This window comes from Pedobacter sp. GW456-11-11-14-TSB4, from assembly GCF_059424425.1.
This window is the reverse complement of the sequence record NZ_JBWKZK010000003.1, coordinates 470,359-495,549: the sequence shown is the minus strand read 5'-3', so window position 1 is coordinate 495,549 and position 25,191 is coordinate 470,359. Positions and strand designations below refer to the sequence as shown.

Genomic DNA, 25,191 nt, shown 5'->3' with positions numbered 1-25,191 from the left:
AGAGCCGTATGAAGCGAGAGTTTCACGTACGGTTCTGTGAGGGGTTTGGGGTGAAATTCCGCCTTACCCACTCGACTCTTTCGCAAATCGAACAGCAGGGCGATACCTTTTTCAGCGGAACAGATACAGCTTACCTCATATTTTTGCTGATTGGCATCATAGGATATTTTTCTGTGCCGAATGTGGCAAACTATGTCGTTCATGCGGGTGGTGGAAATGCTATCCTCCAAAAGGTAAATGCCATCATTAGTAGTACCAACAGTACGGGAATGAAAACAGCATCATCTGGAGCTGGAATGGCTGCAGATATGATGGGCAATGCTTACCGTAATATGCAACAGGGTTATGCTGCTTCCAGTAATGGCGATTATCTGCCTGATCAAACGCCTGGACAACATCAACACGATAAGCTGAGTGGTAAGGAAGGAAAATCATAATCATTAATAGTAACACCTAATCTATTTACCCATGTTCAGTCAACTAAGAAATATAGATACCGCATTCAGGCACATCAAAAGGTTCAGTCTTTTTCTGATCATTGCCTGCATTACCATTTCAGGATTTGCCATTTACAAGAGCTATGAAATGGTCGGTAAAGCACAGGCAAAAGTTTACATCCTTGCCAACGGAAAAGCCATAGAAGCTTTTAGTACCGAACGAAAAAGCAACTTGCCTGTAGAGACCAGGGATCACGTAAAAATGTTCCACCACTACTTTTTTACCCTTGATCCTGATGAAAAGGTTATCCAGCGAAACATTAGCAAAGCTCTAGAACTATCAGACCAAAGCGCAAAGAAAAGTTACGATAATCTGAAGGAACAAGGTTTCTATAGCAACCTGATTTCGGCCAATATCTCACAGGAAATTACAATTGATAGTGTTCATCTTGATATTGAACAGTATCCCTATTATTTCCGCTGTTATGCTACACAACAGCTTATCCGTTCGAGTGCTACAGTAAACAGAAAACTGGTTACCCAGGGGTATTTGAGAAATGTCGGACGCAGTGATAATAATCCTCATGGTTTTTTGATCCAACGCTGGGAAACTTTGGAGAATAGCGACTTACCCTTAAAGCCCTAAACGTATGAAACTCTTTAGGAAAAATAGTACATCAATTGGTGGCGATGCGATTGCCGAGAAAATTGCCAAAAAGATTATCGATAGGCAAAGGATATTAGCCAATTATCTGAACAGAAAAACAAGGAACATTTCTGGCAAGTTATGGATGGCTATCCTGATAATTTTTTGTGCGGCTTTTGGGTGCTATTGTACATTTCTGCTCATTAGGGCGCTAGGCTGATTTAATCAAATACAGAAAAATCATTTAAAAATAAGATTATGGAAACAATCAACAAAAAGGACAAGCGGAAACAGTTACTCATCATTCCGTTACTTATCATCCCATTTTTGGCACTGGGATTTTATGCGATGGGCGGGGGTAAAGGTAGAGATGAAGATCTTCAAAAAGGTCATCGAGAAATCAATGCCAACCTGCCAGATGCAGCTTTCAAAAAGGAAGAGCCAACTGATAAAATGGGTTTTTATAAGCAGTCTGATACGGACAGCTCTTACATTAAGGAAAGTGTAGGGGATAGTAGCCTGAATAGTATTGAAGCCCGTTTGGCCAGAAATAGAGACCAGCAGGATATAAGGACTGATGCCATTAATCAGAAGCTGGAAGCTTTGAACAAAGAGATCAATCGTCCAGAAGAGCCACGTTCAAATCCTAATGCTCAATCAAAGGGTAGGCAGGAAGCATCAATCAAAAACGATGTAGACCGGTTGGAAGCCTTGATGAAAACCATGCAGGCTGAAAAAGGCGAAGACCCAGAAATGGCACAATTGAGTGGGATGATGGATAAGATCATCGCCATTCAGAACCCCGAAATAGCTCGTTCAAAAGAACAGCTGAACTTGATAAGGGACAGCCAGTTTAGGGCTGTGCCAGCTACAATTGTAGAAAATCAAAAGGTGGTTCAAGGAGCAACGGTTAAATTGCGGTTGAGTGATAGCGTTCGTTTAAGTGGTCAATTCTTTCCGAAAGGACATTTGTTGTTCGGCACCTGCAACATTACCAATCAACGCTTGCTGCTGCAAATCAAAAATATCAGGTTGGGAACTTCTATTGTCCCTGTTGATCTGACAGTATATAGTCTGGACGGAATGCCTGGTATTCCTGCACCGGAAGCTGAATTGACAGGAGCAGTTAATGGTGGTGCAGATGATGCTATCCGAAGCATGCAGTTCCTTTCAATGGATCAGTCCATAGGTTTACAGGCCGCTGGAGCTGGGATTGATGCCGCAAAATCCCTTTTCAGCAAAAAATTGAAGAAAGTAAGGGTCAAGCTCAAAGCTGATTATCCTATACTAATCCGTATCAACAAAAAATAAACATTTAATAAATTTTAAACTGGGATAAACCTGAATAAGACAATTTCAGAAAATCCCAATAACCAATTGATTATGAATCTAAACAATTTGGAAAATCTCAAAGAAGAGATGAAAAATCTGGGCTTCAAGGATAAGCTCATTGAGAAAATGGAAGAGAACATGAGAAAAGATGTTCCCGAATTTACGCTTAATGATAGCGTTGCCGCAACAAAAGGCCAGGTTGATCTTGCACTTCATTTTAAGCAATCCGGACAATCTGATTTCTATTACTTTAACAAGTTTACTGTTAGCCATAACCAAGGTAAACCATTGGAGGAAGGTCAGCAGTATATGGTCATTACCAAAAATGAAGAAGGAAAAAATATCGTTAAGAAACATGAAAATGTGAGCGATGCACTTGCTTTCTTTAAGGAGCAGAAAGGTAACAGTGAACTTGCGGTAGGGAAAGATGCGGCCAATAAAGTAATGGTAGCTAGCATGGAAAATGGTAAGGTAAATTATGTAGCAAAGGAGTTCAACCGTACCTATTATGCAAGCCCTGCAACCCAGACCATTTGGCTGGAGCGTGGTAAAGGCTTTACAGCTGAACAAGCCGCCAATTTGATACAAGGTCGTTCGGTCTATCGTGATGACATGATGAATATGGGTGGGGAGACTTATAAAGCATGGATTAAATTGGATTTTGATAAGGGTAAAGACCGTTTTCAGAATTATAGTATCAACCAGTACCATGATCCGTCCTATGGTTTCGATATCAATAAAGTATTAGATAAGTTCAATATCAAAGAGTTGGAAGATCCTGCTAAAAGAGTGCTGCTTGAGGCATCATTGCGTAATGGCAACAGACCACTTGTAACAGTTGAAAAAGAAGGGCAGGAGGTGAAGGTGTTTTTGGAAGCCGTACCGCGTTACAGCCAGTTGAATATGTACGCAGAGAACGGTAAACCAGAAAAAAGGGAACAGTTTTTGAAAGAGACTGCACTTTCAAGTAAGCAGGAAAACACTAAAGGTCAAGAAAAAGAAATGAGCGAGAGCCAAGGCGTGAGGAGATAATTTAATCCTAGTTTTTTGTACTTGTAGATTTAATAAATGTAAATAAAGGAATTGTTGAAAGGCAATTCAAAACCTTAAAAATTTAATTTAAAATAGCATGGAAAAATTCACAGAGTTAAAGGCGGTGATTGCATCAGCAGAAGCAGATGCCACTGCATTTTTTGAAAAGAACAATAAAGCAGCTGGAACAAGGTTAAGAAATGCGTTACAGCAGACAAAAACTTTGGCGCAGGATATCCGTAACGAAGTTACTGCCAAAAAGAATGAAAAATAAACAGCATAGCTGTTTTGGTAAATGCCTGACTGGAAACGGTCAGGCATTTTTTTTTGGCTTTTTTTTACAGGTTAAGTTCTTTTTTAATTTTAGCTAAATGATAAGTCAGCGGTAAAACCGCTTTGCTCGTACCTCGCTTCAGCCGATTTCCGCATTTATGCAACAATGGCTTCGTGCCTCGCCAACGTTGCGCTTTTTAATACATCATATCAGCATCATCTTCCATAAACTTTCGGAAAGATCAGGGTAAAAATTCCACCTAGGCTTTTTGTTGCAAAATTTCTGAACAAGCCCTTTGACGTCAAGGCCAAGCCCTACGGGTTTGCTGAAAAAAAATCTTCCTCACTCGCTGCGCTCGGAGCGTATTTTTTTTCGCAAAGCCTTGCCTTACAAAGGGCTTGTGTCAGGAGCGGTGGTTTAACAAAAAGCCAGGAGGCCCTGCCGACTGGATTTATAAAAAAGATAGCCACATGATAGCAACAAAGGACAGAAGCCCACCCACCCAAAGCGGTACAGCAAACAGCTACCGCCTAAACAGAACTGCCCCAATAGGGGAAATTATTCAAATCATTATCAATAAAAATTTAAAATCAAAAGTTATGAAAACTGCACAATTGAACGGTTCAGCCGTAAATGGAAAATCAGAAGTTAAAATTAGTCAACCTGTAAACAATGGTACAGCAAATAGGATAGAGACAAAAGCCGAAGAGGTTAAGGACATTGCACAATCAATCGATTTAAAAAATGTGGAACAGGTAAAACCCGAAGCAGTAGCGCCAAAAGTGGAACAACCAAAAGTTGAACCTACCAAAATAGAAATCAAGGAACAGTTGAAAGAGGAAAAACCTGCCCTTAATTTAGAAAAAACCATCAAGTTGGCGTTAGACTTAAACCGCCGTATCAATCAGAGAGGTAAATTATTGGAAACAATAAACACATTGGAAGCCTTTGAAGTAGCGCAAAAAGATGATGCAGACGAAACAGATACCAACTTTTTTCAAGGCTGTACCCTTACCCTTGAAGATGATAAAGGTAGGGAATTTACTACTAAAAACCCATTTATCATTCGTGAAGTAGCAAGCAGGGTAAATGCTTTATGTGTTGATAAATTAGCCGAAATCGAGGGAGAGATTTTTATTCCTGCTTAATTAAAGTAACGCCCTTTGCAGATTGCAGGGGGCGTTTATTCATTTATCAAAATCCAAAAAAAATGAAATACGAGACAATATTTATTATGGCTCGGGTGGCAGTTCATGCCGACCATATCAATTTGGGGGATATCGTACACGAAATAGAAACCCAATCTAAACTAACATTAAGCGATACCGCTAACATCAATATTTTAGAAACTGAAATTTTGGTTTCACGAGTGAGGAACATTAAAAATATCAACCATGGCACACAACCTGAATTATAACGAAAAAACAGAAAAGTACAGCTTTTTTAGCGTAAAGGAAAAAGCCTGGCATGGTCTGGGGCAGATTATAACCGATTACCCTACCAGTGCTGAAGCAATCAAGCACGCAGGTTTGGATTACACCGTAGAAAAACGGAATTTGTTTACCTATGGAGATGATACAACACCCGAAACAGAGGACAATGATATTGTAATGGAATGGCGTGTTGATTTACCAAACCATTACGCAAATGTTAGAACAGATACGGACGAGGTTTTGGGGGTTGTTGGCAAGGATTATAAAATCGTTCAAAATGTAGATGCATTTGCATTTTTTGATAGTATCGTAGGTGGAAAAGATGGGATATTATATGAAACCGCAGGGGCATTAGGATTAGGAGAACGGATTTTTATTACCGCTAAACTGCCTGATTATATTCGTGTAGGCAGAACGGACTGTATAGAAAAATATCTTTTCCTTACATCTTCGCACGATGGTTTTGGTAGTATAACCGCATCGTTTACGCCTGTTCGTGTCTGTTGCCAAAATACATTGAATGCCGCATTAAAAAACCATACCAATTGCATTAAGATACGCCACACCGCAAGCGCACAGGAAAGGTTAAAGCAGGCGCATAAACTTTTAGGGATTACCAACCAATTGGCAAATGAATTGGAGGAGGTTTTTAACCAATGGTCTAAAGTAAAAATTACTGATAGGGCTGTAAAACGCTTGGTTCAGTTGGCAATGGCACCGAACAAGGAAACGTTAACCAATCTAAAAATTGGCAGACAGGATGAATTTTCAAGTGCTTACAATAATATGGTCAATAACGTGATGGAATATGCTTTAACAAACCCTACCCAACTGGAAACTACGACCAAAGGCACTTTGTTTGGTGCGTATAATGCCGTAACTGGTTATTTTCAGAATGTTAGAAAGTATAAGGACGATGAAAGTAAATTCAAATCAATCATATACGGAACGGGTTTACAAAGAAGTCAAACCGCATTTGATTTATGTAGAAGCTTTGCTAAAAATGGCGTAGAAGCGTTAAATTAAGCTGAAATAGTAAATAAATGCCCACTTCATTAATTAAATGGAGAGGGCATTTATTTGTCGGCGCCTTAAGTGCTTTTTAAGTCCATCTAAGACAATTACAAGTTTATTTAGTTAAGATTGATTTTAAGTTGTTTTGTCGTTTTCAACCGCAAACGCAATGACATGATGAACTAAAAAGGCATCAATCAAAGAAAGTGCATAGTCACGATTTATGGGCAACATATCTGGTCTCAACAGACTTTCATCGATATATTTTTCTGCATTCCATAATTTACGAACCAAATCAGGGTTTTCTGGCTCTAGTCTTTCTAAGACTTCCTCAAATACTTCATTGGCCGTATTAATAAATTTTATTCTATCTTCTCCCACCAATGGTAGGGCAGTAATTTTAACTGCAATTTTATTTTCCATTTCCTTTATATTTGGTTTAACATTTTGACTTTCATTCATTGGTATTTCTTTTTCTCTCTGTAAGCGGTAGTCTATTCCGTCACTTTGATGGCCATCTACTTCGTCAAAGACCGTTTTGAAAATATCCAATTTAAACTCGTCATCAAAACGAAAACCTTTGTCACGTTCTTCACTAGAAATATAAATGTCCCATTCAATAACACTCACTTTGTGCATGTTGTCAAAAAGTAGTTTTGATAATTCTAGTACTGGGGAGGGCGCTTTCAGCATATCCGTCCATTTTCGAAATCCTGCCAAACGTGCAATATAGTGCTGAGCGTTCATTAGGGTAAAATGGTCTTCATCGATATCGAAATCGAGTGCCAATGCATCTATATCGAAAAATTTTGGCGCATACTCGTAAACGTCGTGGCCATGAGTGTGATCGAAATAAGAATTTTGGGTTTTAAAATCTTTGTGCAGATTTTTTGCTTGGAGTTTGAAGTACTCAACTGTTTTCATAATATAACAATCCTTTAACACCAACTAATTATCCAGGGTTTTTGCGTTCGTATTCTTATTAGGATAATAGGCAGGTAGGTTTGCTTTATTAAACAATTAAATTGGCTGATGAAATCTTTGCACGAACGGGCAAGCTTGCCAACAAGCATATACAATTATAGAAATAAAAATTCTTAGTTTCAATATCTAAATTCAGTTTAAAAAAAATGTTTTTATACTTTTCCGTATGAGATCAGAACTTCATTCCAGTAGCATGAAATGCATCAACGCAAGTCTAAGTGGATAGTAACCGTGGGTTGTAGTTTACGCACTTAGCGAAAGACTTACTTAAAGTTTAAGTATTCATTAGTTATATTTTAGAGCATAAAGATTCTTTACTAATCAAAACATATCAAAAGCCTCGAAATCGTTATACCCAAAGATGAATTTTACCGTGTTCATTGTAAAATCGTTATAAAAGCTGATGAAATTTGAGAACTGATCGATTTTCGGAAGTAAATTGAGATAGCCATTTTGATCACTAATCAAATCAAAATGCCTTGAGAATACATCTTTCGCCTTAGAATAAATCTCATTTTTTGTATCTGTAGAAACAATTTTGCCATGATGCCCTACTAGATTCCGTAACATAGAAGTTAGTTCAAAAAAATTATTCCAATCTGTATCTAAATCGATTCTAATCTTTTGATTTAAAAACCAATCTACATCGGTAGACTGTTTTTTTAAGAAGGAGAGAATATGTTTGTTATTTCGTGAATCAATTTTCTGATCGACAGACTTTAGATCTTTTTCAATGGCATTAATAATAGAATTAGTAGCCTGGCGACTTCCTGTTGGATTTTTTAGATCAGGAAAGTAGCGAATCTTTATTGCCTGGAAAAAGAAAACCTCCATTGCATTATAGATTCCCAGCAGAGATTGGTTTGCAATTGAACACATAAATGAGTCACTACTTTTATGAAGATCAATGGTAACAAAATGATCAGCATCCTTATACATTCTTCCCCATCCATCTCCCGTTTCTGGCGAGATGTTATATGCGTGGAAAACTGAACTATAGATATGCTCTGGTTGATATTCCTGGCTCAGGTAGCGATCGATCGAAAGTTTTAAAAAAGAACGATAGAACGTCAAATCATTAATCGCTTTTGAAACGGTATTTTTATAGATAAGAAATGCTTTATCTAAATTTTCTAATTCGGATGGGGTCATAATATAAAAGTACAACTTGATTTCCAACTTATAAAGTTCATGATCTTAAACACTTGTTTATGATAAAAAACTCATCTGAAAACACTACATTTCAATTTTATGAATGTATTTCAAAATGTTGACAGAAAATGACATAACAAACTATTTAGTAGTTTATTTAAAATATATAGGTTATACTGAAGTAAAATATATAGGTTATACTGAAGTAAATGGATTAACGACACTTGAGCGTGGAATTGACGTTACTGCATTAAATATTAAAGGCGAAAAAGTTTGTATAGAGGTTAAGGGTGAAACAAGTTCTAAAGTTGGTACAAAAAGATATGGTATGCCTTTTACTGGAAACCAAATTTCATCTCATGTTAGCGTAGTACTTTTGAAGACCATTGTAACCATGAATGAAGATGAATATAGAAATTGTGAATTCGGTATTGCTTTTCCCTTTAACCACGAGATATTAATCCGAAGAATACTTCCTTCTCTTAAGTTATTGGGAATATCAGTCTATTTAGTATCTTCTGAAAATATAGTTGTATTATAAAAATATCATAAATAGTATTACACCCTTATGAAATTTGGCATTGTACCACGTTACATTGATTTGTTTGAAGAACCAATTCCAGAATTATCACAATTGCTAAGTGGGATTTCCTCTGACATAATTGTTGGCCTGACAACAATGATACACGCTGAATTGCATTTAGTAAGCAATAATGTTAGTGCGCAAGCTCGGATATTAAAACTTTTTTTACAGCGTCAGTCTCCAGATTTGCAATTATCATTTTTGAGAAACTTATCCAAGGGAAAGAGGAATGATGAGCATGCTCTATTCTCGATGAACTATGTTATGGACTTTATGCATTATGCATTAGCAAACTATAGGGAAATTCCTATGATTGGAGGAGATACAAGTCCCGAACAAGACTATTTGCTCTTAAAAGCCTATGTTGTTTTTATTGAGTTGCGAAACGATAGAGATTCTCGAATCTATGACCATAACAGAAATCACACTGATGATTTCTTTTTTAAACATACTTTGCCCATTTTAAGTGGGCAATTTGAAGCAAATCGACTTCTTAATCCGTTTCCAGAAATGGTCAGAGGCTTGGTCTTCTTCAATTATTTACAGTTTTCCTCTCCTTATGGCGAGCTTGTAAAATCTTTCTTGAAAAAACGGGGATTTAGTAGTTCTTGGCATTATGTTTTTACGATGACAAGTATAATTCAGAGTTCTTGGGAAACAATAACGCATAATGGAAAAACAAGTGCTCGCTATTCTATACCAGTACAAAAGGAATTTGAAGATCTATTTAAGGAATTTACACTAGACATTGCCTTGTATAAACAAAAATATTCTGTGGATCACAGAAATTTTAGTGGCATTAAAGATAAACCCTTGTTTAAGTATGATGAAAACACTTACATAGTTCTGAACTGGAATTTTTTTGCTAGTAAGCTTTATGAAGGCTTACTTTTCGATTTTTATAACAACTCGGGTTTAAAAGAAGCAAGTTCTTTTAAGACCTTTCCTAATTTCAAACAATATATCGGAGAAGAGGTAACCGAAAAATACTTGTTTAAAAAGCTACTCACTGAAGCTTTTCAAAAGAAGCATAGCGTCTTAATTTTTGATGATAAAGAACATGATGGCTTTCCAGATGCATACTATAGAGAGGGAAATGATGTAATCTTGTTTGAAGTTAAAGACGCTTATTTTCAGGCGAAAGGAATAGATACGATTGATTACTCAAACATCAAGGAAGCTATCGACAATAAATATAATAAAGACAACAAAGGCACAGGTCAGCTCGCTGCTCAGCTATTGAAAATGGTGACTAAGCCATTTGAGACCCATCAAAATTATAAAAACTCTAAAAATCTAACAGTTTATCCAGTTATGATTTATACTGATTACTTTTTTAGTATGCCTGGTATTAACAACTATTTGCAGCTTGAATTTGATAAAAGGATTGACATGCTAAAATTAAAGGATAAGTATAAAAATATAAAACCATTGGTATTTATAAGCATCCGTTTTTTTATTAATCACATCGATCTGATAAGTCAAAAAGAAACGGATCTTTTAACTCTGTTTAAAATTTTTTATAAGGAACAAATTCGCGCGAATAAGAAGGTCAATAGGACCGATGATTTATCTGTTTTCTTTGACTGCTACAAAACTTTTGAAACTGTCGTTCTTGAGACCTATAAAGATATCATGTATAGGAGAGAAAATTACGTCAAAAGAATAGTAGAAACATTAGAACTTTCTAAAGGGTTGCCGGAAGGAGAATCTATTGAATAATTTAAACTGTAATTTCATTGATAATTTCACTTGTAAGACCTGAACTTCCCATCATCCTATTCATAAATTCATCAAATGATTTGGCTAGAATTGGATTGTTTATCTCTGTCATAGACTGCCATAAGCCCATGAACGAGAAATACCTTTCATCTGGATGGTCACTTTTATTTTTGAGCATTTGAACGAAATCCAAATCTTGACTGATCATGGTTCCCATAAGTTCGAGGTCTGAAATACTTCCCAATTGCAAGTCATTAGCCATTTCTCCATATTCTGCCTGTATTATAGGCAATAATATGGTATTTAGAACAAAGACATCTTCATATCCAATAATAACCTTAATCACACGAGAAATATTCTTAAACCTAACATCATCTATCTTCCCGCTCAAGACAAACTCACCAAACTTATTGAGTTGCTTCAATGCTTTCTTGAAACTACCGTCTTTTATTTCTGCGCTCAATGTGGATTGCTCAAAATATGAGCGTGCTTCTATCTTAAGTAAAGTTGTTTTTATCTCATATAGTACACAGATTTCATTTTTAACAAAAGCGAAGTCTGGTATACTAATTCCGCTTTTATTATTGAAGTCCTCATCCATATCTATAAATTGGAACCCAACATTACCCTGATTCAATTGCACGCCAGCATACTTACGATAAATATGGCCAAACTCCTTTCTAAATGGATTTTGGCCTTTTTTTTCCAGTTGGCTAGCAATTTGTTGTTCTCTATCTGCTAAAAGATAAAAGATACCGCTAGAGGCACGGTCGAAGAAATATCTCGGTTGTGGAATAACATAAGAGCCATTTTTATAGTATGTAGAATGATTAATTAGAAGCGCAGGCATGCGAAAAAATGGTTCTGCGCCGTAGGTATCCTTCATTTCGTCACGATCTTTCCATTTATCTCCTCTTACATAACGTCTGTAATCTTCAGGAGTTCCAGATGAAAGTTTTAAAAATTGGGTTTGATTATGGTCTGAAGCTACGCTGACCATTGCTGGAATCTGGATTTCTAATAGATTAGTTTCATAACCATTTGTTTTCATCCATAAAGTCATACCAGTAGCGATAAATTCAAATGCACCAAAACCAAAATATTCATTCATTTTCTCATCAAAAGAGTATTCATCTTTGAATTTCTCTGCTAATTGCACAAACAGAAAATAACCTCGTCCAATTATATATTTGTGTTCGGCTTGTAAAGGAAATTGCTTTTGACTCATCCTGGCTAGCAGTCCAGCAGCCCCCTGATCCTTAAATAATTTTTTTTCCAGTTCGCTATCGTAGATTTCACCTGTCATATTTAATGCAATGGCAAAAGAGTCATTACTTAAATCCAAATGCTTACTTCGGTAATCATTGGCTCCTGAGAGTAAAAGGTATCTAGCCAATCTACCAGTATCAATAAATATTGTAAGGAAGTTTTGATAAGTTTTGCAGTTTATTTTTAGCCATTCAATAACGTAGGGAGCAACACCCTCATTATCAATATTTTTGAAATCATATTTAAGCGCCGAATTAATAGCTGCGATGAGAACTAAGCTGTCAGACAGGTGGAAGCCCTTTAAATAGGTGTATAAAAATGCGAGAGATGTATCTTTTTTCATGATTAATCCAAATTTACCTGATATTGTATTAATAGTTTAATCCCTTTGCCGTACAGAACAAAAGCCATCAATAATTTTGTATTATTGACGGAGAAAATAACGATCTACCAAAATAATTTAAAAAAATATTACTCTCAAACATTTCTAATTACCGCACTAAATTTTATCTAACCATGAGTTATCAAACCCCAATATCAATTAAACAAGCAATTGACAAGATTGACTTTAACCACTATTTACTGCCAGCGATACAGCGGGAATTTGTATGGAAATCAAATCAAATTGAATTACTATTCGATAGTTTAATGAGAAATTATCCAATTGGTTCCTTTTTAATGTGGAAGGTACAAGGTGTAAACAAAACTGACCATCGATTTTATAGTGTCCTAAAAGAATACAAAGAAAGATACGTAACACACTGCAAAGAGGTCAACACAAATTCAATTGGAGATTTTGAAGCAGTTTTAGATGGACAACAAAGATTAACTGCTTTGTATATAGGTCTTAAGGGATCTTATGCCTATAAGACGAAGAACTTTGCATGGAACAACAATGAGCATTCCTTACCTACACGCAAGCTTTATTTATGTCTCAATGAAAATTCAATCAATGAAGACGACAATGAAGATGGAAGAGTATATAATTTTAGATTTCTAACAACCTCAGAAATCACCACATCTGACAAAATTTGGTTTGAAGTTGGTCAAATCCTCAACCTTAATGGAACTTTTGAACTCAACCAATTTTTAAAGAAAGAAGGCTGGGATTCTAATGAGTTTATTAGCAATACAATCTCAAAGCTCCTTGATGTGATTCATGTTAAAACTCTGGTAAATTACTATCTTGAATTAGAACAAGATTATGATAAAGCATTAAACATCTTTATTAGAATTAATAGCGGGGGTGAAAAGCTATCGTATTCTGATTTAATAATGTCAACTTTAATTTCCGGATGGAATTCAGCAACAATATCCGCTAGAGATGAATTTAATAATCTAGTTGATGAAGTCTGGAACTCCACCTCGATTGACATTGATAAGGATTTAATAATTAGAGCTTACCTTCTCATTTTTTGCGAGGACATAAAGTTTAGAGTAACCAATTTTTCAGTAGCAAATGCCAAAGAATTTAAAGAAAATTGGGCAGATATAAGATCAGCGATTGTTGAAACTCTACTTTTGGTTCGAGATTTCGGGTATGTAGAACGAACGCTAACCTCAAAAAATTCTTTGTTGCCAATAATACATTATTTGTACAAAAGTGGTAGGAAAAAGCAATTTACTACCAAAGTTGCTTACAAAGAAGACCGAGAGCTAATTAAAAGGTGGTTACATACTGTTCTTTTGAAAAGAATATTTGGTGGGCAAGCAGATACTGTACTCAAAGTGATTAGAGATGTGGTTTCGGAAGAAGTTAAAAATGATACTGAATTATTTCCAGCTAAAGCAATAGCAAAGAAGCTATCCAAAACTACAAAATCAATTACAATGGATAGTGAAACAATTGATAACCTATTATATACAACTTATGAAGATCGATATGCCTTTCCCATTTTAGCACTCCTATATCCCCATCTTGATTACAGAAATAATGACTTTAATAAAGATCATGTTTTCCCTGTAAGTTATTTTAACAGTAAGAATTTGAAGAAACTAAATGTTGATTTAAAGCAAGAAAGTGGACACTACTATACTGATAACTGGTTTTATAACGGAATTGTTAATCTGCAAATGTTTGATAGTAATGAAAATAAATCTAAAGGTGACAAGAGCTTTGAAGAGTGGGCAAAAACCTCAAAAGTTAACTATGAGAAACAAATCCTGCCAGAAATTACGGAATTCAACCGATTTATTGAGTTCGTTGACGTTAGATGGGAAATGTTAAAAACAAAATTGGAAGAAGCGTTGAAATTTTAATTACTTTAATATCAATAAGATTCTAAACATTTATATTATGATAACTGAAGATTACAAAACTAGCGAAAGTGTGGATATGAAAAATCCAGATGCAGTAAAGTATGCTGCTGATCAAGTAGGCTTAAGCGTTGCAAAATATAGACTGTATGCTGATCAAGCAGGTACATATCATAGGAAAGCGGTAGAAAAATATATTTCGCACAATCACGAGGAAAAAAATTAAAATATCATTATTCTTTATTTGGAATTACCGTTTTACCCATAGCAATCAAAATATTTTGACTCTATTGTATGAGTTAGAAATCCCTAGTTTAATTACTGTAAAGCATTCTTAATGCTGATATCTATTATTTGGTACGGTTAGTACAATCTTTGTTGTTCATCTAACTTTTGAGATAAGTTAGTCTATTTTATAAGTTAAAATAAATTCATATGGCGGGACATTATACCCAAGTAGTAGTTAATAAGGCAAAAAGTCGGGTTCTAAAAGCAACCACTGTAATTTCATTACAAATCAGAGAGCATAATGGTATCGAGGCATTGGGTTCTGGTGTCCTTCTAAAGATGGATGGAGATATATTCCTTGTTACAGCAGCCCATATTCTTAATCATGAAAATTGGCATTTGTTGACTATTCCAGGAGATGGAGATGTAATGATTACCCTGCAAGGGGAAATGTGTAGTAGTTATATAGGAAATGAGGATTCCAAAATTGATTTTGCAGTTTTGAAATTTTATCCAAAAATGCATAAATATTTAGGACGGTACTTACCTCTGGATACGAGTGAGATTTCTATGAGCCACAAATTATTAAATACAGATAATTATCTAATTAGTGGCTTTCCATTTAGAAAAATAACCAAAAAAGCTGAAGGTAAAGTTTTAATCTACACGGCTGATCCACTAATTCTTCTTACTTATAATGCTAGTAGAAAGAGGTATGCAAAGCACAATTTTAATGACCAAACTCATATATTGGTACAATTCCAGCAAAAGTTGCAGGCTTTTGGTAGTGCTCTCATAACTAGAGTGGTTAATCCACAGGGAATAAGCGGGTCAGGATTATACTTCTTACCTGCGTTTAATGAACAACAATCTATCAAGCCGGATCTTTCTATAGTAGGTATAATGATCGAAAATCATAAAGATCGTGGCTTCATGGCAGCTATAAGAATTGATGCCGTAATTGAGATAATTAGATCAAACTTTCCAGCAAATCACATTGATTTACCACAAACGGCATTTCAATTTCATTTAGGGAACGTGTACATAGGAGATTATAATGAAAATCTTAAAGCTACCAATCAATAAAATATACAATAGTCTTAAAACCTATTTGTTTATTAACTTCACTTTTTACTGTATCATTTTAATTATTCCAAAATGAATAGACAATATTTAACTCCTTAACTATTTGTTCATATACTAAAAATGTCTACTGTTCCAATTTGGAAGCTTGGGGTTTTAGCTACAACAAAAACTGAATAGTATTATAGCAATCTCAAAAATAGATGTGATTCATTTTTATGGTAATAGTGATACTGGATTAACAGTTCAAGAAGACTTAGAAACCTGTCAAAGTATTCAAAGCATTCCTGCTCATAGATAATTAGTTTATTTCTTAAAAGCTTTCTTCAATTCTCCGGTTTCATCAAATAATATACTTTTCGCATCGTTCATTTTTTTGCTAATCCTGCTTTTCTTTACTCTGGCATATCTTTGGGTAGTGCGAATATTTTTGTGTCCTAGCATTTTGCTCACATCCTCCAACGGAAAGTTCAAAACATTCAGCATCATATCTGCGAATGTATGTCGTGCAAGATGACTATTTAGCGGTCTTCCAATCTCGCATATATCAGATAGTTCTTTTAAATAGACGTTATACCTAAAGTTACTGTTTACTGGAATTAAACGATTATGTACTTTACAATAAGGATGTTTTTTATACTTTTTTATTAGTTCACCAACAATTGGAAGTACTGGAACCATCTCTGTAACCTTTGTTTTTCCTCGTTCCTTTACCAACCACGGTTCATGTTCTGATCCAACGTATATTATATGCTCATTACTTAGATTATAAATATCCTGATAGGCAAATCCTGTAAAGCATTGAAATATGAATGCATCCCTAACTTTAGCTAAGCGTTCAATTCCAATCTTTTTTCTCCATAATGTTTCTACCTCGAAAATTTCAAGAGGTATTATCTCTGGATCTTCTGACCCACATTTGAATTTTGCAATTGGATTTTTAGGAATCCACATGTTCGCTTCTGCTATATTTAAGAGCTGTTTTAGATTTTTAATCTGTTTCATTGTAGCGGCATCTTGCAACGCTGGAGTTCTTCTTACAGCAAGATATTTGTAGAATTTCTGTGCGAAGGAGTATTCAATAGCTGATAAGCTAAAATCCGTAACCTTAAATTCAAATTTTAAAAACTCAATAATCTTCTTTTGAGTGGCTTTCCATTGTTTTAATGTCTCTTTTGATCGTATTTCCTTCTCTACCAACTCGCTGAAATCTTTAATATGGATTTCAGTTAATTCTAATAATGAAGGTGTTTTATGTTCTTTTACCTCATTCTTTTTACCTTCAATAGGAACGTTTTGGTAAATGTTTTTTAGCATTAATGGGCTAACACAATCATACTGGGTTTTTAATACATTAAAATTAACTTCGAGTGAACTTTCAATGTGGTTAAGGGCTGAATTAATTTTCTTAGAATCAGTTGACCTCATTACTTTTTTCATTTCAACGTTCCAGTCCTCAACATGTACTTTTTGGGATGTTGAAAATTCAGCATCATTTCCATCAATAGAAATCCTGCAAATAATAGGAGCAAGGCCCTTTGAATCGGCTTTTGATTTACGGTGCCAGAATAGGATTTTTAGGGTTTGGTTACTTTTCATTTCTCAATCTTTTAGTAAAACATTTTATTTGTTTTCAGATTGTTCTTCAGCACTTTAAATCAATTTGATCTGGTATGACTGGTGCCCAAATTTACCGATTACAATTGGGCACCAGTTAGGGCACCAGTTTGTATGGTTTAAGATGGTTTGAAATGACTTATAATTTTTTCAGAATTGCGGTTTAAAATATCTTTTAAACAGAAAAGGCGCAATTTCTTGCGCCTTTCGTGATCCCGCTGGGATTCGAACCCAGGACCACTACATTAAAAGTGTAATGCTCTACCAGCTGAGCTACGGAATCAATTCCTTTTGTTTAAGGAGGTGCAAATATAGAAATTAATATTTATTTGCCCAATTATTTTTAAGAAATTATAAAATTCTATCAAAAATACTTATAACCCCTTGAAAATTAGCCATAAAAAATCTTCCCATTAAACTTAAAAACAATTTGGCACTAAAAACTATTTCATTATAGTTAAAACTATTAAGCTATGGAAAATTCAAAAGATGGAAATTCAGTTCATGAAAATCCGAAACCTACAGATCAAATACAAATGCAAATAGAAACTGTTACACCAGATACAGAAAAAAATGTGGTGCCTACAGTTGATAATGATAATTCAGACAAAAATATAGACGAACCTAAAGATCTCGAGCAAGAAGAAACTCAATCTTCAAAAGAAAATGATCAAACAGCTGATATAGAAACTGTAGTTCCTGATAAGGCAAAAGCCGATGCTGCTAATACAAAAGCTGATGATAGTGATGATGAAGTTAATGCAGAAGAATCAACTAACGACGAAACAAAATTAGAAGAAGAGGAAATTACAGCTGCAAAAACTGATAACTCTAAGGGAGATGAGACAGAAAGCCAAAATAAAGAAGATGAAGGCGATGATGAAAGAGATCAAATAGAAACAGTTAGTCCTTAAAAATAAAAATGATGGCGAAGAAAAGATCAAAATCTAACCCCTGCTGGAAAAACTATAAACGCGTTGGAACCAAAATAAAAGCTGGTAAGAAAGTGCCTAACTGTGTTCCAAAATCTTCATCAAAAAAATAATAATTGTAATTGATTAGCCATAATTGTAAAGGTTATAGTTAACAATTTAAATATCAATTAACTTTACTTATTAAACAAAAAAATTAAAAAATAAATATGATACAATCTAAAGGATATGCTGCGCAATCTCCAGAGGCTGATTTAACGGCTTGGGACTTTGAACGCAGAGATGTTGGCGCTCACGATATTCAAATTGAAATTCAGTTTTGTGGGGTTTGCCATAGTGATTTACATCAAATTAAAAATGATTGGTTTCCTGGCATTTTTCCTATGGTTCCAGGACATGAAATTGTAGGTAAAATTGTAAAAGTTGGCGATCACGTTAAAAACTTTAAAGTTGGTGATTTAGCAGGTGTGGGCTGTATGGTAGATTCTTGTCAGGTTTGCGAAAACTGTAAAGCTGATTTAGAGCAATATTGCGAAGAAGGAAACACGCAAACTTATAACAATAAAGGCAGAGATGGTGTACCGACATACGGTGGCTACTCAAACAATATTGTTGTTAGAGAAGAGTTCGTGTTGCATATTTCGGATAAACTATCATTAGCTGCTACAGCGCCATTATTATGTGCTGGTATTACCACTTATTCTCCATTAAGACACTGGAAAGTTGGTAAAGGACATAAATTAGCAGTTTTAGGTTTAGGGGGCTTAGGACATATGGCTGTTAAATTTGGTGTTGCTTTTGGAGCGGAAGTAACAGTTTTAAGTACTTCTCCTAATAAGGAAGCTGCAGCCAAAGAATTAGGTGCACATCACTTTGTAGTAACAAAAGATAAAGCGCAACTTGACTCGGTAAAAGGTAGCTTTGATTTTATTTTAGATACGGTTTCTGCAGATCATGATATGAACATGTATTTAGGTTTATTGCGTACCAATGGTGTACATATCGTAGTTGGCGTACCTGCTCCATACGCTATTCATCCATTTTCATTAATTAACGGGCGTAAAAGTTTAGCTGGCTCTGGTATTGGAGGCATAGCCGAAACTCAAGAAATGTTAGATTTCTGTGCAGAACACAATATTGTATGTGATATTGAGTTGATTGATATTAAGGATATTACCACTGCATACGAGCGTATGGTTAAAGGAGATGTAAGATATCGTTTCGTAATTGATATCGCAACATTGTAAACATAACATACCAAAATTTTACAGTTTCATTTCGTATAAGAGATGAAGAGAGATCTTTTTCAATATTCATTTGAAGAAGATTTCTCTTTTTAAAATGCGATAGTTTTTGAGGGAAGCTCATTCTAAAAAAACAGAACTCTAATGTGATGCAACAATTTAAAATTTAATCAAACAATTAATTTGGTCAACTGTTCATCTATAAATTTAAAAACATTTTACCATGGGATTATTTAGAACAGCATTAATTGGAGCAGCCTTATACGGCGCATACAAATACATCACAAAACCAGATGAATTAACTGGTAGAACAATTGTTGACGATTTAAAGGACAAAGCTCCTGAATGGATTGATAAAGCAAAAGTTTATAAAGAAGATCTGGAAGCAAAGTACATGACAGATGATTTACCAAGATAGGTAAGAATTAAAAAATTTTAGAGGCTGCAGCAATTGTAGCCTCTTTTTTTTGCTCAAAATCTAAGCGAATGTTCAATTCTGCCAATAGATTTATATATTTGAAGGTAATTCTAAAATTTCAATCATTAGATCTATTTAGCGTTATTAAAATCTGAATTCTTCTGCTTATGAATTCCTTTTTTACATCAATAATTTAATCATTCACATGTCTACTACTACTGGAAAATTATTAGCCGAAATTATACCATCAGATCGAATTAAGGATAGATTAATAGATTTAGTTTCTTACGCTTCCGATGCCGGATTTTATTACCTCCGTCCGAAGGCAGTAGTGCAACCAGTTTCTGATCAGGAAGTGATTTCGCTCTTTAAATTTTCACATCAGCAACAAATTCCCATCACTTTTAGGGCAGCAGGCACAAGTCTTTCTGGTCAGTCAGTGTCTGATGGTATATTGGTAGATTTAAGTCAGCATTGGAATTTTGTTAGGGTAGAAGAAAAAGGTGAGACAGTTAGGGTTCATCCAGGTGTTATAGGCGCTGTAGTAAACAGTGAACTAAAAAAATACGGCAAAAAGATTGGACCTGATCCAGCTAGTATAAATTCTGCCATGATGGGGGGTATTTTATCTAACAATGCCAGTGGAATGTGCTGTGGTGTTAGTAAAAATTCTTATCACACTGTTAAATACATTAAATTTATATTGCCAAACGGCAGCAGTTTTAGTACAGAAAACGAAGCTGATTATGCTCGTTTTAAAGAAGAATGTAACGAGGTTTATAATGAAATTCTAACACTCCGAGATCAGATCATAACAAATTCAACACTTTTCGATTTAATTAGAGATAAGTATAAGACCAAAAACACAGTCGGTTATGCCGTTAATGCATTTATTGATTTTGAGGATCCTTTAGATATTTTAGCACATGTCTTAATTGGGGCTGAAGGTACTTTAGGCTTTATTTCAGAGGCCGTTTTAAATACGGTACCAGATTATCCTGTTAAGTCTACAGCTCTTTTGTATTTCCCAGACATTTATGCATCATGTAGCGCTATTGTGCCACTGAGCAATTCTGGTGCAGAGGCAGTAGAATTAATGGATCGGGCTTCTTTACGCTCGATAGAATTAATGAAGGGTGTGCCAAATATCATTAAAACTCTTCCATCAACAGCATCAGCTTTGCTAGTAGAATATCAAGGCAACAGTGTTGAGGAATTACAGGTTAAGGCAGCTAATTTTTTAGCTGTTGCACCTAATTTGTCACTCATAGAAATGCCTAATTTTACCGAAGACCCTGATGAACAAGCTTTTTTATGGAAAGTGAGAAAAGGGATGTTTCCATCAGTAGGTTCAGTAAGGGCAAGTGGTACCACGGTAATATTAGAAGATATTGCTGTGCCAGTCGCTCGTTTAGGCGATGCTATTTTAGATTTACAATCTTTATTCAGCAAATACAATTACGAAAACGCCATCATTTTTGGTCATGCTAAAGATGGTAATATCCACTTTGTGGTTACCCAAGCTTTTGATACTGCAGCAGAAATTACACGTTACGATGCTTTTTTAAAAGAGGTTGTAATTTTGGTCGTCGAAAAATATAAAGGTGCATTAAAGGCTGAGCATGGTACTGGCCGCAATATGGCGCCATTTGTGGCAACAGAATGGGGTGAGGAAATTTACCAAATCATGAAGGGTCTAAAAACAATCATCGATCCAAAAAACCTATTAAACCCTGGTGTAATTATTAATGATGATCAACATGCCCACATTAAAAATCTAAAAGATTTACCCAAGGTTGAAGAAGAGGTAGATAAATGTATGGAATGTGGCTTTTGTGAATATAAATGTCCGAGCCGTAACATTACACTTACACCTAGAAGAAGAATTGTAGTTAGGCGAGAATTGCTAAATTTAAAAAGAAAAGGAGATACGATACCTTACAAAGAACTCCTAAATCAATATCAATATGATGGTTTAGATACTTGTGCAGTTGATGGTTTATGTGCAACTGCTTGTCCGGTAGATATTAATACAGGTTCTTTGGTAAAAAGGTTGCGGAGAGAAAATCATAGTGCTTTTGCCAATGGAGTAGCCTTAAAAGTGGCAAAAAACTTTAAACCTGTTACTCAAATTGTAAAAATTGGAGTAAAATCAGCAACAGTATTTAACAAGGTTTTTGGCAAAAATGCGATGTTGAATTTAACCAAAACAGTTAAAAAAGTTGTTCCTGCTATGCCGTTATGGTCTAACCAAATCCATCCAACTGCTAATTTTAATCATTACCTATCGGGAGATGTTTCTAAAAACACCGCGACAGTAGTTTATTACCCTACCTGTATCTCAAGGGTAATGGGTGGCGCTGCCGATGGCAAAAAGAACATCATTGAAACTTTTGTGAGCATCTCTAACAAAGCAAATGTAGGTTTTAGCATTCCAAAAGATATTAGTGGCACTTGTTGTGGACAAATTTTCTCTTCAAAAGGCTTTAGCAGTGCTTACCAACATACAGTAAATGATACGGTTGCTAAAATGTGGACTTGGAGTAATGAAGGTGCTTTGCCTATTGTTTTGGATATAACTTCATGTACATTAACCCTGCAAGATTGTGGCTATGCATTAACGCCAGAAAACAAACAAAAATTTGATGCCATGCAAATTATTGATAGCGTAGATTATATCTTAAACTATCTACTGCCTAAAATCAGCATTGCGAAGAAAAAGGATAACATTACTTTACATCCAGTTTGTTCTTTACAAAAAATGGGCTTAGAAGCAAAATTTGTAAGTATTGCTAGGCATTTGGCTAATGAAGTTAACGTGCCTGTTAACGCTGGTTGTTGTGGTATGGCAGGTGATCGAGGCTTTTTGTTTCCAGAACTCACGGCATCTGCTACTAAACCAGAAGCCACCGAGGTTAACCAAAAACAATATTCGGGTTATTATTCTAGTGGAAAAACCTGCGAAATTGCCATGTCTGAGGCGGTAGGTAAAAACTACGAATCGATTTTGTATTTATTGGATGAGTGTGTTTAGACAATTTTAAATAACACATAGGCAAATAGCTTGCTCAAGCGTCAATATGGTTCGCTAATGAAAAAATGTCAAAATCAAGCTGATTTTTTTTCAGTTTAACTGTAATTTTTTCAGTTTCAATTAGGCTTAACTTGCTTGGCATAAGGGTTGTTGTTCATTCAACGAGATCAGAAATCTCATTTTTAATTAATCATAGTTTTAATCATTAACAAAAAATTAAGGAGGAAAAACCAATGACACTGGTTAAATTCAATTCAGACAAAAACAACAATCAAAGGAGTTTAGTTCCATCAATCAACAATGTTTTTGATTCTATTTTTACCGACAGCTTTTTTAATGCAAGGGAAGCAACTTTGGTACCTGCAGTTAACATTTCAGAAACTGCAGATCAGTATCAGATAGAGTTGGCTGCACCTGGATTAAGTAAAGAAGATTTTAAAGTAAATTTAGAGCGAAAAATGCTGAGCATTGCAGTTCATAAAGAGCAAACGGCTGAGCAAGATAACAGAAATTATAGCAGAAGAGAATTTAGCTATACTTCTTTTACTCGATCATTTACATTGCCAGATAGTGCTGATGAGCATGCTATTCAAGCAAAATACAATGATGGGATATTGCAAATTCAAATCCCTAAAAAAGAAGAGGCAAAATTATTAACCCGCCAAATCTCGATTAGCTAATTTTTAAAAGCCACCGCAAAAAGGTGGCTTTTTCATTTTATAAAAAAAATTAATATGTATTTAAGAAATTGAAATAGTTCGAATATCTGCTCTATATTTATGTTTTAAATAAGCACTAACACAAATATTACATTTATTCACAAATGCTTTTTTTATATTTAAATTCTTAATCCTAACCAAATTAAATCACATCGCATATCATTGTATGAAAATTCATTCGCGTTTAAACTTAAGTTCTTTAATTTTTATTGCCGCAATTTCTTTATCTAGCATAGCTGAAGCACAAAATTTAAATACCTCTGCCGAAGTTGCTCAAATTCCGCCACATCCGCCTCGTTTGCCCGAAGGTGCAATTCCTGCTTTTCCTGGTGCTTGGGGTGGCGGTATGTTTACCACTGGTGGCCGTGGAGGTAAAGTTATAGCAGTTACCAATTTAAACGACAGTGGCGTGGGTAGTTTACGTGCTGCGTTAGAAAGTAAAGGTGCACGAATTGTGGTTTTTCGCGTTGCGGGAACGATAAAAGTACAAGGAGATTTAAATATAGACAATCCAGATCTTACAATCGCTGGTCAATCTGCACCGGGCGATGGCATTTGCATTGCCGGAACTTTAAATATCAATACGCATAATGTCATTATTCGTCATGTGCGTGTGCGCAGAGGTGTACCAGTTGGCGGTCAGGGTGATGACAATATTGGAGGTAATCCACATCATCATATTATTATCGATCATTGTTCTACCAGTTGGGGAATGGATGAAAATATTTCGCTTTACCGACACATGAGGCCATCTTTGGATGGTAATACACAAATTAAAGATGCTGCAGAAAATGTTACCATTCAATGGACGATATCAAGCGAAGCTTTAGATGCTAAAGGACATGCTTTTGGTGGTACATGGGGTGGCAATCCTTCTACTTTTCATCATAATCTTTTTGCCAGCAATACTGCTCGTAACCCTTCAATCGGTATGTCTGGCCCGTTCGATTACCGTTACAATGTAGTTTTTAACTGGCGTCACCGCACTATGGATGGCGGCGACGAAACTTCTATGATAAATTTAATTAACAATTACTATAAAGCTGGCCCAGCAACTAATAAAGATATGCAGGCTGTTTTTGCTCGTATAGAAGAACGAAGCATGTATTCTCCTGGTAGCGCATGGGCAGAAGGTGGTTGGTATGCAAAAGAGGCCAATAGACCAGGGAAATGGTATGTAGCTGGAAATATAATGCATGATAATGCTGAGATTACAGCAGACAATTGGAAAGGGATGCGAATGAAAACTGATCCAAAAAATAATGCTGGACAAAATTTAGCTCGAGTAAATACACCGTTTGAAGGTTGGCCAGTAGCACCACACCAAACAGCTGAAGTGGCTTATGAGGCGGTTTTGGCAAAAGCCGGAGCAACTTTACCTAAAAGAGATGCTGTTGATACCCGTGTGGTAGCAATGGTTCGAAGTGGCAAACCAACAACTGCAACTGGCATTATTAAAGATGTTGCTGAGGTTGGTGGTTATCCAAATTTAACTTTTAACAAAGCTGATGTGTTGGTAGATACCGATGGCGATGGTATGCCAGATGCTTGGGAGATTAAATATGGATTAGATCCTAAAAACGCTAAAGATGGTGCTTTAGATGCTGATGGTGATGGTTATACCAATGTAGAAGAGTTTTTAAATGGAACAAATCCGAAAGAAAAAATCAATTACCGTAACTTGGCAAATAACGTTGATCAAATTAGCTAGTTATTTTTATACCAATTAAACTTTGAGCTATCAAATGCCTCAAATAAAAGATTACAACTCAAAAAATGGGA

Annotated in this window: 23 protein-coding genes and 1 tRNA gene; 19 read left to right on the top strand and 5 right to left on the bottom strand. The window is 35.4% G+C overall.

The window, feature by feature from the left end:
• From AC07XU_RS13840 to AC07XU_RS13805, 8 genes are all read left to right on the top strand, one after another.
• Positions 1 to 437, top strand: a 437-nt coding sequence (locus AC07XU_RS13840; RefSeq protein ID WP_494944217.1) for a TraJ family protein, incomplete at its 5' end; no start/stop codon positions are given.
• Positions 438 to 468: 31 nt separating this feature from the next.
• Complete coding sequence (traK, locus tag AC07XU_RS13835) at positions 469 to 1,083, top strand: conjugative transposon protein TraK (RefSeq protein WP_494944216.1); 615 nt, start codon at positions 469 to 471, stop codon at positions 1,081 to 1,083.
• A 258-nt stretch (positions 1,084 to 1,341) separates the two neighbouring features.
• Complete coding sequence (traM, locus tag AC07XU_RS13830) at positions 1,342 to 2,394, top strand: conjugative transposon protein TraM (protein WP_494944215.1); 1,053 nt, start codon at positions 1,342 to 1,344, stop codon at positions 2,392 to 2,394.
• 87 nt (positions 2,395 to 2,481) lie between these two features.
• Positions 2,482 to 3,447 carry a hypothetical protein gene (locus AC07XU_RS13825; RefSeq protein ID WP_494944214.1) on the top strand — a complete coding sequence of 322 codons (966 nt, stop codon included), beginning with the start codon at positions 2,482 to 2,484 and terminating at the stop codon, positions 3,445 to 3,447.
• Positions 3,448 to 3,544: 97 nt separating this feature from the next.
• Positions 3,545 to 3,721: a BF3379 family histone-like protein gene (locus AC07XU_RS13820; protein WP_494944213.1), complete on the top strand. Its 177-nt coding sequence runs from the start codon at positions 3,545 to 3,547 to the stop codon at positions 3,719 to 3,721.
• Between the two features lie 470 nt (positions 3,722 to 4,191).
• Positions 4,192 to 4,869: a hypothetical protein gene (locus tag AC07XU_RS13815; RefSeq protein ID WP_494944212.1), complete on the top strand. Its 678-nt coding sequence runs from the start codon at positions 4,192 to 4,194 to the stop codon at positions 4,867 to 4,869.
• A 62-nt stretch (positions 4,870 to 4,931) separates the two neighbouring features.
• Complete coding sequence (locus AC07XU_RS13810; protein WP_494944211.1) at positions 4,932 to 5,138, top strand: hypothetical protein; 207 nt, start codon at positions 4,932 to 4,934, stop codon at positions 5,136 to 5,138.
• Positions 5,116 to 6,180: a DUF932 domain-containing protein gene (locus AC07XU_RS13805; RefSeq protein ID WP_494944210.1), complete on the top strand. Its 1,065-nt coding sequence runs from the start codon at positions 5,116 to 5,118 to the stop codon at positions 6,178 to 6,180. Before AC07XU_RS13810 ends, AC07XU_RS13805 begins: the two co-directional genes overlap by 23 nt.
• Before the next feature lie 123 nt (positions 6,181 to 6,303).
• Here AC07XU_RS13805 and AC07XU_RS13800 read toward each other — a convergent pair whose 3' ends face one another.
• Both AC07XU_RS13800 and AC07XU_RS13795 read right to left on the bottom strand, forming a co-directional pair.
• Entirely contained in the window at positions 6,304 to 7,092 is a 789-nt protein-coding gene (locus tag AC07XU_RS13800; protein WP_494944209.1) for a hypothetical protein, read from the bottom strand.
• A 381-nt stretch (positions 7,093 to 7,473) separates the two neighbouring features.
• Positions 7,474 to 8,304: a hypothetical protein gene (locus AC07XU_RS13795; RefSeq protein WP_494944208.1), complete on the bottom strand. Its 831-nt coding sequence runs from the start codon at positions 8,302 to 8,304 to the stop codon at positions 7,474 to 7,476.
• A gap of 115 nt (positions 8,305 to 8,419) precedes the next feature.
• On the opposite strand from AC07XU_RS13795, the gene AC07XU_RS13790 reads away from it, so the two are divergent.
• On the top strand, positions 8,420 to 8,845 hold the full coding sequence (locus tag AC07XU_RS13790; RefSeq protein ID WP_494944207.1) for a hypothetical protein: 426 nt from the start codon (positions 8,420 to 8,422) through the stop codon (positions 8,843 to 8,845).
• 27 nt (positions 8,846 to 8,872) lie between these two features.
• Positions 8,873 to 10,609 (top strand): hypothetical protein, encoded by a 1,737-nt coding sequence (locus AC07XU_RS13785; protein ID WP_494944206.1) that lies wholly within the window; start codon positions 8,873 to 8,875, stop codon positions 10,607 to 10,609.
• A gap of 1 nt (position 10,610) precedes the next feature.
• Here the strand turns inward: AC07XU_RS13785 and AC07XU_RS13780 are convergent, their stop codons facing one another.
• Complete coding sequence (locus AC07XU_RS13780) at positions 10,611 to 12,221, bottom strand: hypothetical protein (RefSeq protein ID WP_494944205.1); 1,611 nt, start codon at positions 12,219 to 12,221, stop codon at positions 10,611 to 10,613.
• 173 nt (positions 12,222 to 12,394) lie between these two features.
• Here AC07XU_RS13780 and AC07XU_RS13775 point away from each other — a divergent pair, with 173 nt between their 5' ends.
• The 3 genes from AC07XU_RS13775 (at position 12,395) to AC07XU_RS13765 (ending at position 15,448) form a co-directional block, all read left to right on the top strand.
• A complete protein-coding gene (locus tag AC07XU_RS13775; RefSeq protein WP_494944204.1) occupies positions 12,395 to 14,137 on the top strand; it encodes a DUF262 domain-containing protein in 1,743 nt (580 codons plus the stop codon).
• A gap of 37 nt (positions 14,138 to 14,174) precedes the next feature.
• A complete protein-coding gene (locus AC07XU_RS13770) occupies positions 14,175 to 14,360 on the top strand; it encodes a DUF3606 domain-containing protein (RefSeq protein ID WP_494944203.1) in 186 nt (61 codons plus the stop codon).
• A gap of 209 nt (positions 14,361 to 14,569) precedes the next feature.
• Positions 14,570 to 15,448 carry a hypothetical protein gene (locus AC07XU_RS13765; protein WP_494944202.1) on the top strand — a complete coding sequence of 293 codons (879 nt, stop codon included), beginning with the start codon at positions 14,570 to 14,572 and terminating at the stop codon, positions 15,446 to 15,448.
• Positions 15,449 to 15,751: 303 nt separating this feature from the next.
• Here the strand turns inward: AC07XU_RS13765 and AC07XU_RS13760 are convergent, their stop codons facing one another.
• Together AC07XU_RS13760 and AC07XU_RS13755 are read right to left on the bottom strand one after the other, a co-directional pair.
• Positions 15,752 to 17,044: a site-specific integrase gene (locus AC07XU_RS13760; protein WP_494944201.1), complete on the bottom strand. Its 1,293-nt coding sequence runs from the start codon at positions 17,042 to 17,044 to the stop codon at positions 15,752 to 15,754.
• 228 nt (positions 17,045 to 17,272) lie between these two features.
• Positions 17,273 to 17,345, bottom strand: a tRNA-Lys gene (locus AC07XU_RS13755).
• A gap of 190 nt (positions 17,346 to 17,535) precedes the next feature.
• Between AC07XU_RS13755 and AC07XU_RS13750 the strand changes: the two genes are divergently transcribed.
• The 6 genes from AC07XU_RS13750 to AC07XU_RS13725 all read left to right on the top strand — a co-directional run bounded on the left by AC07XU_RS13750 (position 17,536) and on the right by AC07XU_RS13725 (position 25,120).
• Positions 17,536 to 17,976 (top strand): hypothetical protein, encoded by a 441-nt coding sequence (locus AC07XU_RS13750; RefSeq protein WP_494944200.1) that lies wholly within the window; start codon positions 17,536 to 17,538, stop codon positions 17,974 to 17,976.
• 227 nt (positions 17,977 to 18,203) lie between these two features.
• Positions 18,204 to 19,241 (top strand): NAD(P)-dependent alcohol dehydrogenase, encoded by a 1,038-nt coding sequence (locus AC07XU_RS13745; protein ID WP_494944199.1) that lies wholly within the window; start codon positions 18,204 to 18,206, stop codon positions 19,239 to 19,241.
• A gap of 220 nt (positions 19,242 to 19,461) precedes the next feature.
• Complete coding sequence (locus tag AC07XU_RS13740; protein WP_494944198.1) at positions 19,462 to 19,656, top strand: YtxH domain-containing protein; 195 nt, start codon at positions 19,462 to 19,464, stop codon at positions 19,654 to 19,656.
• Positions 19,657 to 19,861: 205 nt separating this feature from the next.
• Positions 19,862 to 22,690, top strand: coding sequence for an FAD-binding and (Fe-S)-binding domain-containing protein (locus AC07XU_RS13735; RefSeq protein WP_494944197.1), 2,829 nt, complete (start codon positions 19,862 to 19,864; stop codon positions 22,688 to 22,690).
• A gap of 233 nt (positions 22,691 to 22,923) precedes the next feature.
• Entirely contained in the window at positions 22,924 to 23,370 is a 447-nt protein-coding gene (locus AC07XU_RS13730; protein WP_494944196.1) for an Hsp20/alpha crystallin family protein, read from the top strand.
• Between the two features lie 205 nt (positions 23,371 to 23,575).
• The gene (locus AC07XU_RS13725; protein WP_494944195.1) at positions 23,576 to 25,120 is read left to right on the top strand and encodes a polysaccharide lyase; all 1,545 of its coding nucleotides are present in this window, start codon (positions 23,576 to 23,578) and stop codon (positions 25,118 to 25,120) included.
• Positions 25,121 to 25,191 lie beyond the last annotated feature (71 nt).